The organism is Agrobacterium radiobacter (genome assembly GCF_040801995.1).
In the GTDB taxonomy this organism is placed as follows: Bacteria; Pseudomonadota; Alphaproteobacteria; order Rhizobiales; family Rhizobiaceae; genus Agrobacterium; species Agrobacterium radiobacter.
Map to the genome: position 1 here is coordinate 1,707,319 of NZ_JBEGHX010000002.1, position 16,372 is coordinate 1,723,690.

Sequence of the window (16,372 nt, forward strand, 5' to 3'; positions counted from 1 at the left end):
GTCTTTGCGACGGCCGCATCGGGGGCGACAGTCCGGCACAATATCGATCCATAACCTGCCCGGCGGCGAGAACATTCCCTGGGCGGGTGCTTTTAATTGAGCGACAAGGGCTTGCGGTTGGGGGGCGTCCACCCCAGGTCGATAGACACACCCAGCGTAAATGAAGCGGTTTCGTCTTCATCTGCAATGAAACCGCATCCGGCTTTCCGAACGGGCTTGAACCGCAGAGCATTTTGGTGTGATGGTGGGTTCCAATCCACTCCCGCTTGCCAGTCTCCAGTCGATTCCCATGCTACAGAAAAGCACTTCGCCGGGCGCTTTTGACCGTCAGGCCTATTTGATCGCGTTGCTGGTTTTCATCGCCGGCAGCACCAATGCCGCCATCGTACCGTTTATCGGTTTTTACATCATTCAGGTGCTCGGCCATCCGCCGGCGACGCTCGGTCTCTACAGCGTGACGGCGATGGTGGCCTCGATCGCCGCCAGCCGTCTTTATGGCGAGCGGGTGGATGCCGGCGTGCGGATCAAGCCGCTGCTCATGCTCTCCATTGCAGGTGCTTTCGTGGCGGCGGCGGCCGCGAGTTTCGGGCATCTGGCGCTGCTGGTGGCGGTAACGGCGACGGGCATGGGGCTTTCCAACGCCGCCACCACCCTCGTCTTCAGTTATGGCCGGTATCACGGCCGGGTGGAGGCGCTCGATACCACTGCTTATAACGCCTTCCTCAGAATGATGGTGTCGCTGGCCTGGATGTTGCTGCCGGCCGCAGCCTTTCTGATCGTCGATTTCGCCGGCGCAAAAGCTGTCTTCGTGAATGCGATGCTGATGGCGGCCATCTGGGGGGCGCTTGCGCTTGCCATCGTGCCGCGTGGGCAGACTTGCCCCATGGAGCGGCGGGATGAGGGCGGAGCCGATGCGGGGCGCAACCTGCCGCTGCTGATGGCGACGACGGCCAGTTTCTGCATGTCTTTCGCCCATGCTCTCTGCGCCTCGGCCCTGCCGGTATTTCTGGTGCGTGAGGTGGGCCTGCCGGACTATGCGCCGGGCCTGTCGCTCAGCGTCAAATGCGCCATGGAAGTCCTGCTTATCCTGCTCGCGCCGAGGATCATGCGCCGGATCAGCGCGCGGCTGCTTCTGAGCATCGCGGCGGTGACGGCGATCGTTGCTTTCAACATCATCGCTTCGGTCACGACCCTGCCGGCCATGCTGGTGGGGGCTGCCATGGAAGGTTCCTATTACGGCCTTTTCGCCGGCACATCTCTCACCTTCGTGCAGGGCTTTGCCCGCGGGCGCACGGCGCGGGCGACGGCGCTCTACATGAATTCGATCTTCCTTGCAGCACTTTTTGCGGTGCCGCTGATGGGGTTCGTGTCGCAATATGCAAGCTTCGGCACCTCGATCCGGCTTGCTTCGGTCGGTGCGGGTGCTGCGCTGCTGCTCTTGTTTCTGACGCGGCGGCAGGTGGCGGATTAGGGTGTTCGGGCGGGGGTAGGGAGGATTTCATCTGGCCTTGCGGCCCGATCATCCCTCATTCCTGTGCTTGTCACAGGAATCCAGTCAGCCCAAGTCCTTGGGCTGAAAAAAGAGGTCTCTCGCCGCGCAGACGCGCGTCGGCTGGATTCCTGTGACAAGCACAGGAATGAGGGGCAGGGTGTTGGCCCTCACGCCGAAATATCGATGATCCCGCAATCGCCCGCTTCCGAGGCGAAGGCGAGCAGCTTGCCGGTGGCGCTCCAGTCCATGGCTGTAATGGCGCCCTTGCCGGGGCGGCGAAGCAGGGCTTCCTTGCCGTCGGCCAGGCGCACACCAAGAATCATACCGTCGATGAAGCCGATGGCGAGCACGTCTTCCACGGGGTGGAAGGCGACATTGGTGACCATGATGTTGGCGCGGCTGCCGAGTTCTTCCGGAGCCTTGCCCATCGGGCCGTCCTTGCCGGCAAATGGCCAGACAATGGCGGCTGGCGCACCTGATGAGGCGAGCCATTTGCCCTTTGCCGACCAGGAGATGGATTTCACCTTGGCGGGATAACCGGTCATGCGCATGTGGCGGGCTTCCATGCCGCCCTTGGTCGCTTCCATCTTCCAGCCATGCAGGGCATTTTCCTGCATGGTGGTGACGAGGAACTTGCCATCGGGCGAGAAGGTGACGCCGGTATGCGCGCCCTTCCATTCCAGATCGACCGGATCGCCCGCACTTGCCACCCAATGCAGTGTCACGCCGTTATAACGGGCAACAGCAATGCGCAGGCCCTTCGGCGCAAACGCGATGGCCTCCACTGTGCGCTCTTCCTTGAATTCCTTGACCGTACCGTCGGATAGCCGGACAAAACTGGACTTGCCGACGCCATAAGCCACCGCCTTCTGCGGCCCGCCGGCAACGACGCCGACCCATTTGCGCGGCACATTGGCGAGCTCACTGATGGTGCCATCATGGCCGATGCGCAGCACACGGCCGTCTTCGCCGCCGGAAAGCAGCGTGGCGCTGTAGGGATCGCGAATGCAGGTCAGAAGCCCGTCATGCGCCTGCGTCACCTTCTCGCCGCCATCCAGGCGGTGAATAGTGCCGGCGGCGGTGGCAAACAGGGGAATGTCGCCGAGAAAATGGGTCGAGACCACGTGGCCTTCGATATCAAGCGGGGCAACAGTCGGCATGGGGCATCGGTCTTTCGTATGTGCGTTTTTCGTTTGATGGATTTCGGTCGCTGACCAAGGTCGGGAGGACCCGTTGGTGCGGTTTCAACCCGTGGCGTCATGGTCGGCCCCCCGGGGGCAGGCCCGTGGATGATCCGACCATCCATATGCTGGCGGCAATGGGTCCTCGGGTCAAGCCCGAGGATGACGTCGAGAGTGAGGAAGGGCACCAAAAACGCCAGGAGCGGCGCGGTGCCCCGTCAGAGGTGTCAAGCCGTGGCGAGGCAGGCGTTGAAGCTCTTTTCCAGCTTCTCACGGTCCAGTTCGCGGCCGATGAAGACGAGGCGGCTTTCGCGCTTTTCGTCTTCCTTCCACGGGCGCTGGTGGTCGCCCTCGATGATCATGTGCACGCCCTGCACCACGTAACGCTCCGCATCACCCTTGAAGGCGATGATGCCCTTGAGGCGCAGAATGTTGGGGCCGTCTGTCTGGGTGACCTTCTGGATCCACGGGAAGAAGCGTTCGGGGTTCATCTCGCCGCCGCGCAGCGAGACAGACTGCACCGTCACGTCATGGATCGGCGAAACCGCGCCGTGGTGGTGATCGTGCCCATGGTCGTGATCGTGGTGGTGATGCCCGTGATCATGGCCATGATCGTGATGATGGTGGTCGTGATCGTGGTGATGATGATCGCAATCGGGGCCGCAGACGTGGTCGTCATGGCCGTGCTCGAGGAAATGCGGATCGTTTTCCAGCGCGCGCTCCAGATTGAAGGCGCCCTGGTCGAGAACGCGGGCAAGATCAACACCGGAACGGGTGGTCTTGTAGATGCGCGCGGACGGGTTGATGGCGCGGACGATATCCTCGATGCGGGCCACTTCCTCAGGCGAAACGAGGTCGGTCTTGTTGACGACGACGACATCGGCAAAGGCGATCTGGTCTTCAGCCTCGCGGCTGTCCTTCAGGCGCAGCGGCAGGTGCTTGGCATCGACCAGCGCCACAACGGCGTCAAGCTCGGTCTTGGCGCGCACATCGTCATCCATGAAGAAGGTCTGGGCGACGGGCACCGGATCGGCAAGGCCTGTCGTTTCGACGATGATGCCGTCGAAACGGCCGGGCCGGCGCATCAGGCCTTCCACGACGCGGATCAAATCGCCGCGCACCGTGCAGCACACGCAGCCATTGTTCATTTCGTAGATTTCTTCATCAGACTCGACGATCAGATCGTTGTCGATGCCGATCTCGCCGAATTCATTGACGATGACAGCGTATTTCTTGCCGTGGTTCTCGGAGAGAATGCGGTTGAGAAGCGTCGTTTTGCCGGCGCCGAGATATCCCGTCAGGACGGTGACTGGAATGGGCTTGGCTGGTGCTGTTTCGGTCATGGAAAACCCCGCGTGGAGAGAGGCTATCAAGCCTCAGGAAGATGTGTCGTCGTCCATATAGGCGCGACGCCCTGGCAGTTCAAAGAGATTTTGGCCGAATTCGGCCATGTCACTCAAATTTTGTTATGAAATAACGTTATGTCAAAAGCGTGGATATCTTCAAGCAGTTCGACAAGGCCATTCACAGCGTGGGAAATCAGCCTTTCGCCCTTTTCCGCTGTCGCGGCGGCGGCGTTTCCGGCAGCCCCGTCAGGGTTGAGATCGCTCATCAGCCAGCCGAAGGCGTGTGGGCCATAGGCGCGCAGGTGTTTGAAGCGGCTGGCGAAATCGCTCTGGCGGGAGGCGAAGCTGGCGGCCTTTTGCATCGCCACCCGCTCGGGGTGAAGCGCCAGCATGACGGATGTCTCGATATCGCCGCCGTGAATATCGATCGCCTTGTCCTGCGGCTCCATGATATCGGCCGGCACGCCGAACCGGGTCCAGCTTGTGGCGACCGCCAGCATGCCGAAACGGGCGCGGGCCTCGGTGGCGACAATGGTCATCAGCGGTGAATTGCCGCCATGGGCGTTCAGCATCACGAATTTGCGCACGCCCTTTTTATATTCCGCCTCGGCAATGCCGAGCCAGCGCTCGATGGCCTCATCGTAACGCAAGGTCTTGGTGTCCGGCACATTCATGTGTTCGATGGAATATCCGACCGGTTCCACCGGCAGGAAGGAGACGGGCAGATGGCGGGGCAGGGCGGCGGCGAGGCGGGCGACAATGCCTTCGGCAATCAGCGTATCGGTCTCGAAGGGCAGGTGGGGGCCGTGCTGTTCATGTGCGCCGAGCGGCAGCACGGAAATTGCACCTGTTGCGCGAAGATGAGGGTCTGTTACGTTTTCGTCGTGATAATGCGTGTATGAGTTTGGCATCTGGCAGTCCGCGCGTGTATTCGGTAAGGATTTCCAGCAACATATATCGGTTCCGCCACAGGGTAAAAGGCACTCGCATATGAGCAAGGACAAATCCGGGCATAAGGACAAAAGCGCCAAGAAGGAAAAGGGCGGCAAGAAGGTAAAGGACGCCAAAAAGAGGGATGAGAACTTCAACCCCGAGGAGCTGGCGCAATCCATTACCCAGGCCGCCCGCTCCATGCGCACGGCGCTGAGCCACAGCCTTGCCGAAAGCGGGCTTTATGCCGGGCAGGACGGCGTCATCCTGGCGCTGGCGCAGGAAGGCAGCCTGACGCCGGGGCAGATCGCCCAGAAACTCGGCGTCAAGGCGCCCACCATGACGCGCACCATCGGCCGCATGGAAGCCCAGGGTTTCGTGGAACGCAGCGGCGACGACGAGGATGGCCGCGTGACGCTGGTGAAGCTGACGGAAACGGGCCTGAAAAGCGTCGACCACATCAACACCTCGATAGCCGATTGCGGAGCGAGGGCGATTGAAGGGCTTTCGGCCAAGGATATTCGCAACGTTGTTAAACTTCTCAAGGCAATAGACGCCAATCTTCAATAATTTTGTTGAAATTTTTAAAAGAACCATCTGTTTTGCGGGTATTCCTTAAACGGGTTGCGGATTTTGTTTAAATTGTTTAATTGCAATTTAAACGGAGACATCCGTCAGTGACACGCGTTTGGGGAGGAATGCCGTGGCCCAAAAGGTCAAACTGTCTACGATTGCCGAAAGTCTCGGTCTTTCGACCGCCACCATTTCCCTTGCATTGCGCGATAGCCCGCTGGTCGCTGCCGACACGCGGGACAAGATCAAGGAACAGGCGCGGGCGCTGGGTTATATCTATAACCGCCGCGCCGCCAGCCTGCGCACCTCGCGCTCCGGCATTGTCGGCGTGGTATTCCATGATGTGATGAACCCGTTTTACGGGGAAATCCTCAAAGCCATCGAAAGCGAGCTGGACCGCAGCCGCCAGACCTTCATTCTTTCCAACCATTATGATTCGGTGGAAAAACAGCGCACCTTCATCGAGACGCTGCTGCAGCTCGGTTCCGACGGCATCATCATGTCGCCCGCCATCGGCACGCCGATCGAGGACATGACGCTGGCCGAAGAAAACGGCATGCCCGCCATTCTGGTGGCGCGCTCGATGGACGGCGTCGACATGCCGACCTATCGCGGCGATGACAGCTACGGCATTTCGCTTGCCACCAACCACCTGATCAGCCTCGGCCACCGCACCATCGCCATGGTCGGCGGCACGGACCAGACCTCGACCGGCCGTGACCGTTACCAGGGTTATGTCAATGCGCTGCGCAAGGCGGGCATCGAGGTTGATCCGAACCTGCGCATTCCCGGCCCGCGCTCCAAGCAGGGCGGGTTTGAGGCGGCGGTGCATTTCCTGTCGCTGCCGCAGAAGCCGACCGCCGCCGTCTGCTGGAACGATCTCGTCGCCATCGGTCTTATGAACGGCATTTCCCGTGCGGGTCTGGTGCCGGGTGTCGATATCTCGGTAACCGGCTACGACGATCTGGAAGAAGCCGCGATCGCCACCCCGGCGCTGACCACCGTTTCCAACGGCCAGGCCGAAGTAGGGCGCTTAGCGGCCCGCGCATTGCTCGACAGGCTGGCGGGCAGCCATGAGCCTGACGGCATTCACCTCATCAAGCCGGAAATGCGTATCCGGCAATCGACCGGGCCGGTGCGGCCGCGGGTGTGAGCCTGACCTGATGCGCAGAAGTGGTCTTGGCGTCGCACTTCCCCGTCTCACGCTTTGACCCGAAAGCCAGCCGAGGTGCGTCCGCGCGGCGGAAAGGACTCTTTTTTAGGAAGATGGTCCCGCCACCTGCGCCGACGTCATCCTCGGGCGTGTCCCGAGGATCTGCAACGTCTTGATTTTGTCGACGTGATTAGATCCTTGGGACAAGCCCAAGGATGACGTCGCGAGAAACCATATCCTTCGCGCTTGACCTCCATTCAGGCGCAACCTCTCTCGAGATTTATACCGAATACCGGCAGATCAGGTCGGCATGACGGACGTGCATGTGTCGCAAAAAAATCAGCATGAAACTTCCGTCTGCCCCCATAGCATCCCCTTATTGCCCTTTTCATGGCCGCCGTTGTTTGAAAAGATCGCCGCCCATAGGAGTGGGATGGCGAGCGGTTCGCCTGAAACCCACTCCTGATATCGGAATGTTATCAGGAGGAATATCCGCTCATGTCTGACAAAAAGGCCGTCGTTCTCGTTCCCGGCAAGATAAACCCGCGCGTTCTTGAACGCCTCGAAGGCAAGGTCGAGATCGTGACAGTGCCTGCCGGTGCCGAGCCGGTTCTGCCTGAAGGTGCGGCGGAGCGCATCAATGCCGTCGCCGTTTCCGGCGTCGTCAACGCCAAATGGATCGATGCGTTGCCGAAGCTGGAGATCATCGCCAATTTCGGTGTGGGTTATGATGGCGTGGATGCCAAACATGCCGCCACACGCGGCATCGTGGTGACGAATACGCCCGACGTGCTGAACGATGAAGTGGCGGATACGACGATTGCGCTTTTGATCAATACCGTGCGCCGGCTCTACCAGGCCGAGACCTGGCTGCGTGACGGCAAATGGGTTGGCGAAGGGCCGTTTGCCCTCTCTCCCTTCTCGCTGCGCGGCCGCAAGGTGGGTCTGTTCGGCATGGGCCGTATCGGCCAGGAAATCGCCAAGCGGCTGGAGCCCTTCAAGGTGGAGATCGGATACCACACCCGCAGCAAGCGGGATGGCCTACCCTATACCTATTACGGTTCGCTGAAGGAGATGGCGGAGGCTGTCGACATCCTGATCTGCATCGTGCCCGGCACGCCGGAAACGCATAAGGCGATCAACGCCGAAATCCTGACGGCGCTTGGGCCTGAGGGCGTATTCGTCAATGTCGGGCGCGGCTCCAGCGTCGATGAGGATGCGCTGCTTGAGGCGCTTAAAAACGGTGCTTTGGGAGCTGCCGGCCTCGACGTGTTCTATGCCGAGCCGAAGGTGCCGGAAGCCTTCCTGTCGCTGCCGAATGTTTCCCTGCTGCCGCACGTCGCCTCCGCCTCGGTTCCTACGCGCAATGCGATGGCCGATCTGGTTGCGGATAATATTCTCGGCTGGTTCAGGGATGGCAAGGTGCTGACGCCGGTGCCGGAAACGCCGGTCAAGGGGTAATCCTTTTCCAGCGTCATCCTCGGGCTTGTCCCACTGCTGTCCGGTTTAAATTTCCAGACAGGCTGCAGTCCCCTTGAAGTCGGTGGTGAGGGGTGCACATTCTCTCGACGTCATACTCGGCCCTGTGCCGAGGATCTAATCACGTCGAATAAAATCAAGGCGTTGCAGATGCTCGGGACAGGCCCGAGCATGACGAAAGAGGTGAAACTTGGCGCTCACCTCATACCCGTCCCTATTCCGCAATCTCCTCCGCCGTCACCCAGCGCCCTTCGGCAAACGACCGGGCCATGGCGTGGATGCTGCGCTCGATCTTCAGCCCTTCCTCGAAATCGATGATATGGGCCTTCTTTCCCTCGATCGCCGCTATCAGTTCGCGGCATTCGATCACCTTCAGATCATTGAAGCCGAGGCCGTGGCCGGGGGCGGGGATGAAGCGGTCATAGGGCTTGTGGTGGGGGGCGGTGAGGATGGTTCTGAAACCCTGCTCCTCGGGGCGTCCGTCCGTGGTGTAGAGCTGGAATTCGTTCATCCGCTCCTGGTCGAACAGGATCGAGCCGGTGGAGCCATAAATCTGGATGGCGATGCGGCCCTTGCGGCCCCAGGCGGAGCGGTTGGCGATGAGCACGGCGGAAATGCCGCCCTCAAGCTTCAAGAGAACGCTGGCAAGATCATGCGTCTCGACGGCGCGCTCGCCGCCGCCGCCGGCAAGCGGGCGGGTCTCATAGGGTTTCACCATATCGGTGATGGCGCTTTCGGCATGGCCGAACAGGGCAAAGAGCAGCGATAACGGATGCACGGCAAAATCGTCCAGCGCGCCGTAACCCGAGGACGCCTCGCTTTTCCAGTAGAAGGGCTGGGTGGCGTCGGCCATGAAGTCCTCGTCCATTTCGGCGCGGACGTGATAGACCCTGCCGATCGCGCCCTCGTCGATCAGGCGGCGCATGTGGCGGATGACAGGGTTCTGGATGTAGTTGTAGCCCATGGCCGCCGCTTTGCCGGAACGGCGGGCGGCATCGCGCATCTTTACCGCATCGGCAAAGGCGGGCGCCATCGGCTTTTCGCACCAGACATGCTTGCCGGCCTCAAGGGCGGCAATCGCCATGTCCGGGTGGAACGCATTCGGCGTGGTGACCGAGATGACGTCGATCTCGGGATCGGAAAGCAGATCGCGCCAATTGCCGGTGGAGCGGGCAAAACCGAACTCGGCCGCCTTTTTTGCTGCCAGTTCGGAATTGACTTCCGCCAGCGTCACGAGGCGCGGGCGCTCCACATCGCCGAAGACGCTGGTGACATTGTTCCACGCGAGCGCGTGGCATTTGCCCATGTATCCCGTGCCGATAAGGCCCACGCCAAGAGCGGCCATGGTATTTTCCTCCCGAAATTATATTAATTAATTCAATTCGTTAATTGCGTTTGTTGTGTGCCGAGACAGTCTCAAGACGTATCTTCGCGCACTCCCTCATTCCTGTGCCTGTCACAGGAATCCAGCCGACGCGCGTCTGCGCGACGGAAAGAATCCCTTCAGCCAAAGGACTTGGGCTGGCTGGATCCCTGTGACAGGCACAGGGATGAGGAGGCTGCGGTTTTTGCCTAAAATGCCTTACGGGTTATCCCGCTTGAAAATCCAGTCATGATCCGGGTGGTTCTTGAAGCGCCATTTGCGCATCGGCCCCGCCATCACGTTCAGATAATACATCTCGTAACCATAGGGCGCGCCGCAGGGGTGATGGCCCTTCGGGACGAGCACGACATCGCCATCCGACACCGCCATGGTCTCGTCCAGCGAGCCGTCTTCGGTAAAGACGCGCTGGAAGCCGAAACCCTGCGCCGGGTTCAGCCGGTGATAATAGGTCTCTTCCAGATAGGTCATGTCGGGGTAGTTATCCTCGTCATGCCGGTGCGGCGGATAGGATGACCAGTTGCCTGATGGCGTGAAGACCTCCGTTACCAGCAGGCTGTCGGCCACGTCGCGTTCTTCCATGGCGATGGGGAAGATATAACGGGTATTGGCGCCCTTGCCGCGTTCGGTCAGCTGCACACCGGTTGGGCCGATCTGCTGCGCCTCACGGCTGCCTTTTTCGCCGGGTGCGGTGCAGACGCCGACGGTGCAGTCGGTCGTGGCCGTCAGCGACCATTCGGAGCCGGCGGGAACATAAACGCAATGCGGCGGCTTGCGCTCGAACACATTCATGCGGTCGCCAAGTTCGCCGAACTCCTTGCCGCCTGCGGAAATCGTCGCCTTGCCTTCGACCAGCACGAGGATGACTTCCGTATCGCCGGTCTTCTCCGCCGCCGTTTCGCCCGGCTTCAGGCGGTAGAGGCCGAAACCGACATAACCCCAATCCGCGCTTTGGGGCGTGATATCGTGCACCTTGCCGCTGGTCGCGACCGGCTTGCGCAGAAGTGAGGTCATGGTGGTGTTCCTTTTTGGTCAGTCGTACAATTTATCGGGCGGCTGTTCCGACGTTCCCTCATTCCTGTCCCGGGGAACAGGAATGAGGAAAGGCTTCAGGCAGCCTCGGCCTTGTCCAGCCCCGCCTCGCGCGCAAACGCCTTCAGCGATTTCAGTCCAAGGCTCTGATATTCGAACGGGTTGCGCACATCAGGATCCTGTTCTGCCTCGATGACCAGCCAGCCGCTGTAACCATGCTCGGCTGCCACTTTCAGCACCGGCGGGAAGTTCACGCCGCCTTCGCTATCACCCGGCACGGTGAACACGCCGCGGCGAACGCCTTCGAGGAAGGAAAGCCGCTCGCCCCGTACCTGATCGGCAATGGCAGGGCGCACGTTCTTGGCATGGATATGGCCGACGCGACCCATGTATTTCTGCGCGACGCGCACGGGATCGCCGCCGCCGAACAGGCAATGGCCGGTATCGAGCAGCAGGTGAGTCTTCGGACCCGTGTGTTTCATCAACAGGTCGATTTCCTCTTCGCTCTCCACCACCGTTCCCATGTGGTGATGATAAACGAGGGTGATGCCCTGTTCGGCGGCAAAGGCGGCCAGCGCCTCGACGCCCGCGCCGAATTTCGCCCAGTTCTCGGTCGCAAGGCGCGGACGGTCGACCAGCGCCTTCCCGTCATCGCCGTGGATGGCGTTGGAGGTCTCGCAGACGATGATGACCTTCGAGCCCATGGCCTTCAAGAGATCAAGCGCCGGCTGCATGGCCTTTTTTTCGGATTCGATGTCGTCGGTCAGAAGGTTCAGCGAATGCCAGCCGGAGACGAAAGAGAGGCCGCGCGGCGAAAGCACGCCCTTCAGGCCTTCCGGGTCGGTCGGGAACTTGTGGCCCTTCTCGATGCCGTCGAAGCCGATTTTGGCGGTTTCATCAAGGCACTGTTCGAGGCTGATATGCGCACCCAGCGTGCGGTCGTCGTCGTTCGACCAGGCGATCGGGTTGGTTCCGTAACGGATCATCTTACTGTCTTTCCTTGACATGGTTTTCATAACGTGCGCGGGCCGGGCCGATTTCGGCGCGGTCGGACACTTCCGGCACCGCGACATCCCACCAGTGACCGCCGGCCTGCGGCGTCGGATAGGGATCGGTATCGATGACGATCACGGTCGTGCGGGTGGATTCCCGGGCGCTGGCGAGCGCTGCTTCCAGCTCGGAAATGGTGGAGACCTTGCGAGCATCCGCCCCCATCGAGCCGGCATGGGCCACGAAATCGATGGCGATCGGGTTGACGTTGGTGTGGGCGTAGAGATTGTTGAACTCCGCGCCGCCGGTTTCCATCTGCAGCCGGTTGATGCAGCCGTAACCCCTGTTGTCGGTGATGACGAGCGTGATCTTGACGCCCATGGCGACCGATGTGGCAAGCTCGGAATTCATCATCATATAGGAGCCGTCGCCGACCATGACGATCACGTCGCGGTCCGGTTCCGCCATCTTGATGCCGAGGCCGCCGGCCACTTCATAACCCATGCAGGAGAAGCCGTATTCCATGTGATAGGAGAGCGGCAGCTTGGATTTCCACAGCTGGTGAAGCTCGCCCGGCATGGTGCCGGCCGCGCACATGACGACGGTGTTGTCACGCGACTGGCGCTGCACCGCGCCGATCACCTGCATATCGGTGGGCAGGCTGTTGGCGTTGTCCTCGCCCGGCGCTGCCGTATCGGCATCGGCCTTTTCGAACCATGCAGCCTTGAGGCGGGCATCCGGCGCTGCAAAACGGTGGCTGCCGAGGGCGGCGGAGAGCTTTTCAAGCCCGATTTTCGCATCCGCCGTCAGGCTGATCGCATCGTGCTTGGCGCTGTCATAGGGCTGAACGTTGAGCGCTAGGATCTTGCGGTTGGGGTTCTTGAACAGCGCCCAGGAACCGGTGGTGAAATCCTGAAAACGCGTGCCGACGCCGAAGACCAGATCGGCCTTCTCGCTGATGATATTGGCGCTTTCCGCACCGGTGACGCCGACGGGACCGAAATTGAGATCATGGTCCCACGCAATCGCCGATTTGCCGGCCTGCGTTTCAACGACGGGAATGGAGTGGGTTTCGGCAAAGCGTTTCAGTGTCTCGGTTGCGCCGGCAAAATGCACGCCGCCGCCGGCAACGATGATGGGGTTCTTCGCCGCCTTCAGGGCGGCGACTGCCTCTTCGAATTCCACGACATCCGGCTCAGGACGGCGCTGACGCCAGACCCGCTTTTCGAAGAAACTTTCAGGGTAATCATAGGCTTCCGCCTGCACATCCTGGCAGAAAGCGAGCGTGACCGGGCCGCAATCGGCCGGGTCCGTCATGGTGCGCATGGCGCGGGGCAGGGCTGTCAGCAACTGTTCCGGCCGCATGATGCGGTCGAAATAACGGCTGACCGGGCGGAAGCAGTCGTTCACCGTCATGGTGCCGTCGCCGAAATCTTCGAGCTGCTGCAGCACAGGGTCGGGGCCGCGATTGGCAAAGACATCGCCGGGGATCAAGAGAACCGGCAGGCGGTTGACATGAGCGAGCGCTGCCGCCGTCACCATGTTTGCCGCACCCGGGCCGATGGAGGAAGTGACCGCCATGGCGCGACGGCGGCGCAGCTGCTTGGTGTAGGCAATGGCTGCATGCGCCATGGATTGCTCGTTCTGGCCGCGATAGGTCGGCAGTTCGTACCTGATGCCATAAAGCGCTTCGCCGATGCCGGCGACATTGCCATGGCCGAAAATGGCCCACATGCCGGCGATATAGGTTTCGCCATGTTCATTCATCTGCGCTGCCAGGTAACGAACCATGGCCTGCGCAGCCGTCAATCTGATTGTCTTCACGCTGCCTCTCCCTTTTTGGCGCGCGCCTCATCCCAAATACGGCACAGGCTGGTGTAACGCTGCGCCATATCCCTGACCGCATCCTCGTCGGTCATCTTGCCGGAAAGCCAGCCTCGGGCGGCGTCAGCAAATATCGTGCGGCCAACGGCGAAACCTTTGACCAGATCGAAACCGGCCGCAAGGCGGAAGCTTTCTTCCAGCTCGCTTTGCGGTGCGTCGAGGCCGAGAACGACGATGCCGCGCACATAAGGATCGTTGCGATGCACGGCGTCGCAGGCGTTCTTCCACGCGGCGCGGGTCTTCATCGGCTCAAGCTTCCACCAGTCAGGATAGACGCCGATCTCGTAAAAGCGCTCGATGATGCGGGCGGCGGTCAAATCGTCGGTCGGGCCAACCTTGGAGGGAATGACCTCCAGCAGCATTTCCAGCCGGTTGCGACGTGCCGCCTCGAACAGGCGCATCACGGTCTCTTCCTGTGCGGCGCGCATCTCCTCGGTATCATCGGGGTGATAGAAACACAGAACCTTGACGACATTTTCAAGCGGCCATTCCGAAAGGCCGCCGAAATCCTTGCCGAGATCGGGTTCCAGCGTGAGCGGGCGCGAGCCCGGCCATTCCACCGGACGGCCGATCCACAGGCCGGAGCCGCTGGCGGCAAACAGCGCATCGCGGCCAAGACGGCCATCGCAGAGTATACCATAACCCGCCTCACCGCCGGCAACCTGCTGTGCGGCCTGAAGGCAGAGTTTCTTGAAGGCGCCGATCTGCTCGTGCTTGACGCCAAGCTCGTCGGCGATGGCCTCCAGCTGCATGCGATGATCGAAGGCGAAGACGCGCATCGTCTCCCAGTCGCCCTTGCGGTTGGTGGACCAGTGTACCTGCTCCAGCGCCTCGTCCTTGCGCAGCGCCCTGTTGCGAATGCCGGCCTTGAAGAAATATTGCAGTTCTTCCCAGCTCGGATAGGCCGGGGTGCAGCCATGGCGGGAGACGGCGAAAGCGCCGCAGGCATTGGCGTATTTCAGCGTCGTCGGCCAGTCTTCGCCGCGCAGCCAGCCGCGGAACAGCCCGGCCATGAAACCGTCACCCGCACCCAGAACGTTGAAGACCTCGATCGGGAATCCTTCGCCCGTCTCGCCATCATCGAGGCTATCGGGAATAGCGCCGGTGAAGACGACGGCGCCCATCGGTCCGCGCTTGCACACCAGCGTCGCATTCGAGACCTTGCGCACGGCGTTGAGTGCCGTGAGCGTATCGGTGGAGCCGCCGGCGATGTGGAATTCCTCTTCCGTGCCGACGATCAGATCGAACAGATGCAGGGTGGATTGCAGCTTGGCGGTAACCTTCTGCGATTCCACGAAACGGCTTTCGCCATCGCCATGGCCGGCCACACCCCAGAGATTGGGGCGGTAATCGATATCGAGCGCGGTCTTTGCGCCATTTTCGCGGGCGAGTTTCAGTGCTTTCAGCACGGCCGCTTCCGTTTTCGGATGCGACAGATGCGTGCCGGTGGCGCAGATGCAGCCTGCCTCGGCAATGAAAGCGGGATCGATATCGTCTTCGCTGAGCGCCATGTCGGCACAGTTTTCACGATAGAAGATCAACGGGAACTGGTTCTGGTCGCGAATGCCGAGCAGCACCAGCGCGGTCAGTCGCTCCGGGTCCGTCTTCACGCCGCGCACGTCGACGCCTTCACGCACCAGCTGTTCGCGGATGAAGCGGCCCATATGCTCGTCGCCGACACGGGTGATGACGGCGCTGTTGAGTCCCAGGCGCGCAGCGCCGGCGGCAATATTGGTGGGAGAGCCGCCGATATATTTGGCAAAGGAGGCCATGTCCTCCAGACGGCCGCCGACCTGCGAGCCGTACAGATCGACAGACGAGCGCCCGATCGTGATAAGATCAAGTTTTTTCAAAAGCTTCCTCCTTAGCACCGCGCTTTTGCGCGGTGTGCCTCATGGTGTCGGGCGGATCAGGCAATCATGCCGCCACCTATCTCCATCCCGTTTCGGTGAGCCTCCTCCGCTCACATATCCCGTCACGAGACGGACGATTATGGAACGCCCGTTTCATGGATTTGGATCATAAATTCTATTTTTTCCGTTTTCAATAAAAATATTCAGGCCGTCTTGCGTGTTCCCACAGCAACCGCCAGCGTGATGGCGAGACAGAGCGTGGCGGAAAGCGAGCGGAACGCGCCGAAATCGATCTCCGTGACGGTCAGCAGCGTTGCGCCCGACTTCCGGAGCGGATTGACGGCGGAATCGGAAAGCGCCACAACCGGAATGCCGTTGGCGCGGGCGTTCTCCGCCAGTTCCAGCGTTTCCGCGGAATAGGGGGAAAAGGTGATCGCGATCAGGGCGTCGTCGCGGGAAATTGCGCTGATATTGCCAAGCCCGCCGACGGCGCTGTGCAGAACCGCCGGCACCTTCATCTTCTCGAAGGCATAGGCCAGATAGCTGGCGATGGGGAAAGAGCGCCGCAAACCGATGATATGCACGGTACGCGCCTTTGCCAGTGCTGCAACCGCCTCGTCAAGCTGCCGCGTATCGACCGATTTCAGCAGCATTTCCAAAGAAGAACGGCCGGCCTCCACGAATTCCGCAAGCAGGCCGGAGGCGCTTTCATCACCCTTTTCACGCAGATGGTCGAGCCGCGTGGCATAATCCGGCCAGCCGCCGACATAGGAATCACGGAACAGGCGCTGCATTTCCGAAAAACCGGAAAAACCCATGATCTGGCAGAAGCGCATGAAGGCTGAAGGCTGTACGCCGGCGCCTTCGGCCATTTCGGCAACGGTGGAAACGGCGATGCGATCCTGATTGGAAGCGACATAATCGGCGCATTGCCGCAATCGTTTCGGCAAACCCTCCGCGACCTGGAGCAGCCGCTCCTCAAAAGCCTTTACGGAGTCTGGCGCCTCGATTGCCGTCATTGTCATTCCCTCATGCAGACTGAAATCGTGTGCACTTTAACTGCAATGGAATTTTTATT

At 60.9% G+C, this 16,372-nt stretch carries 13 protein-coding genes; 4 read left to right on the plus strand and 9 right to left on the minus strand.

The features are described from left to right. The first annotated feature begins 289 nt into the window (after positions 1 to 289). Complete coding sequence (locus tag MRBLRC7O_RS21645) at positions 290 to 1,471, plus strand: MFS transporter (protein WP_223569074.1); 1,182 nt, start codon at positions 290 to 292, stop codon at positions 1,469 to 1,471. A gap of 188 nt (positions 1,472 to 1,659) precedes the next feature. Here the strand turns inward: MRBLRC7O_RS21645 and MRBLRC7O_RS21650 are convergent, their stop codons facing one another. From MRBLRC7O_RS21650 to MRBLRC7O_RS21660, 3 genes are all read right to left on the minus strand, one after another. Next, positions 1,660 to 2,652, minus strand: a complete 993-nt coding sequence (locus tag MRBLRC7O_RS21650) for a WD40 repeat domain-containing protein (protein ID WP_080864523.1) — start codon at positions 2,650 to 2,652, stop codon at positions 1,660 to 1,662. 248 nt (positions 2,653 to 2,900) lie between these two features. Continuing rightward, positions 2,901 to 4,016: a CobW family GTP-binding protein gene (locus MRBLRC7O_RS21655; RefSeq protein WP_080864522.1), complete on the minus strand. Its 1,116-nt coding sequence runs from the start codon at positions 4,014 to 4,016 to the stop codon at positions 2,901 to 2,903. 113 nt (positions 4,017 to 4,129) lie between these two features. Continuing rightward, entirely contained in the window at positions 4,130 to 4,930 is an 801-nt protein-coding gene (locus MRBLRC7O_RS21660) for a creatininase family protein (protein WP_223569073.1), read from the minus strand. A 79-nt stretch (positions 4,931 to 5,009) separates the two neighbouring features. On the opposite strand from MRBLRC7O_RS21660, the gene MRBLRC7O_RS21665 reads away from it, so the two are divergent. The 3 genes from MRBLRC7O_RS21665 to MRBLRC7O_RS21675 all read left to right on the plus strand — a co-directional run bounded on the left by MRBLRC7O_RS21665 (position 5,010) and on the right by MRBLRC7O_RS21675 (position 8,136). After that, positions 5,010 to 5,519: a MarR family winged helix-turn-helix transcriptional regulator gene (locus MRBLRC7O_RS21665; RefSeq protein WP_003505467.1), complete on the plus strand. Its 510-nt coding sequence runs from the start codon at positions 5,010 to 5,012 to the stop codon at positions 5,517 to 5,519. A 133-nt stretch (positions 5,520 to 5,652) separates the two neighbouring features. Next, a complete protein-coding gene (locus MRBLRC7O_RS21670; RefSeq protein ID WP_003505469.1) occupies positions 5,653 to 6,675 on the plus strand; it encodes a LacI family DNA-binding transcriptional regulator in 1,023 nt (340 codons plus the stop codon). Between the two features lie 498 nt (positions 6,676 to 7,173). Next, complete coding sequence (locus tag MRBLRC7O_RS21675) at positions 7,174 to 8,136, plus strand: 2-hydroxyacid dehydrogenase (RefSeq protein WP_111791779.1); 963 nt, start codon at positions 7,174 to 7,176, stop codon at positions 8,134 to 8,136. 232 nt (positions 8,137 to 8,368) lie between these two features. Here MRBLRC7O_RS21675 and MRBLRC7O_RS21680 read toward each other — a convergent pair whose 3' ends face one another. The 6 genes from MRBLRC7O_RS21680 to MRBLRC7O_RS21705 all read right to left on the minus strand — a co-directional run bounded on the left by MRBLRC7O_RS21680 (position 8,369) and on the right by MRBLRC7O_RS21705 (position 16,313). Next, the gene (locus MRBLRC7O_RS21680) at positions 8,369 to 9,499 is read right to left on the minus strand and encodes a Gfo/Idh/MocA family protein (protein ID WP_111791780.1); all 1,131 of its coding nucleotides are present in this window, start codon (positions 9,497 to 9,499) and stop codon (positions 8,369 to 8,371) included. A 237-nt stretch (positions 9,500 to 9,736) separates the two neighbouring features. Then, entirely contained in the window at positions 9,737 to 10,549 is an 813-nt protein-coding gene (gene iolB / locus MRBLRC7O_RS21685) for a 5-deoxy-glucuronate isomerase (protein ID WP_111791387.1), read from the minus strand. Positions 10,550 to 10,644: 95 nt separating this feature from the next. Then, complete coding sequence (gene iolE, locus MRBLRC7O_RS21690) at positions 10,645 to 11,553, minus strand: myo-inosose-2 dehydratase (protein WP_112278616.1); 909 nt, start codon at positions 11,551 to 11,553, stop codon at positions 10,645 to 10,647. 1 nt (position 11,554) lies between these two features. Beyond that, positions 11,555 to 13,381 (minus strand): 3D-(3,5/4)-trihydroxycyclohexane-1,2-dione acylhydrolase (decyclizing), encoded by a 1,827-nt coding sequence (iolD, locus tag MRBLRC7O_RS21695; protein ID WP_223569072.1) that lies wholly within the window; start codon positions 13,379 to 13,381, stop codon positions 11,555 to 11,557. Continuing rightward, positions 13,378 to 15,294 carry a bifunctional 5-dehydro-2-deoxygluconokinase/5-dehydro-2-deoxyphosphogluconate aldolase gene (locus tag MRBLRC7O_RS21700; RefSeq protein ID WP_080864515.1) on the minus strand — a complete coding sequence of 639 codons (1,917 nt, stop codon included), beginning with the start codon at positions 15,292 to 15,294 and terminating at the stop codon, positions 13,378 to 13,380. The genes iolD and MRBLRC7O_RS21700 overlap by 4 nt, the downstream gene beginning before the upstream one ends. A 203-nt stretch (positions 15,295 to 15,497) precedes the next feature. Then, positions 15,498 to 16,313: a MurR/RpiR family transcriptional regulator gene (locus tag MRBLRC7O_RS21705; protein WP_003505477.1), complete on the minus strand. Its 816-nt coding sequence runs from the start codon at positions 16,311 to 16,313 to the stop codon at positions 15,498 to 15,500. Positions 16,314 to 16,372: the final 59 nt, after the last annotated feature.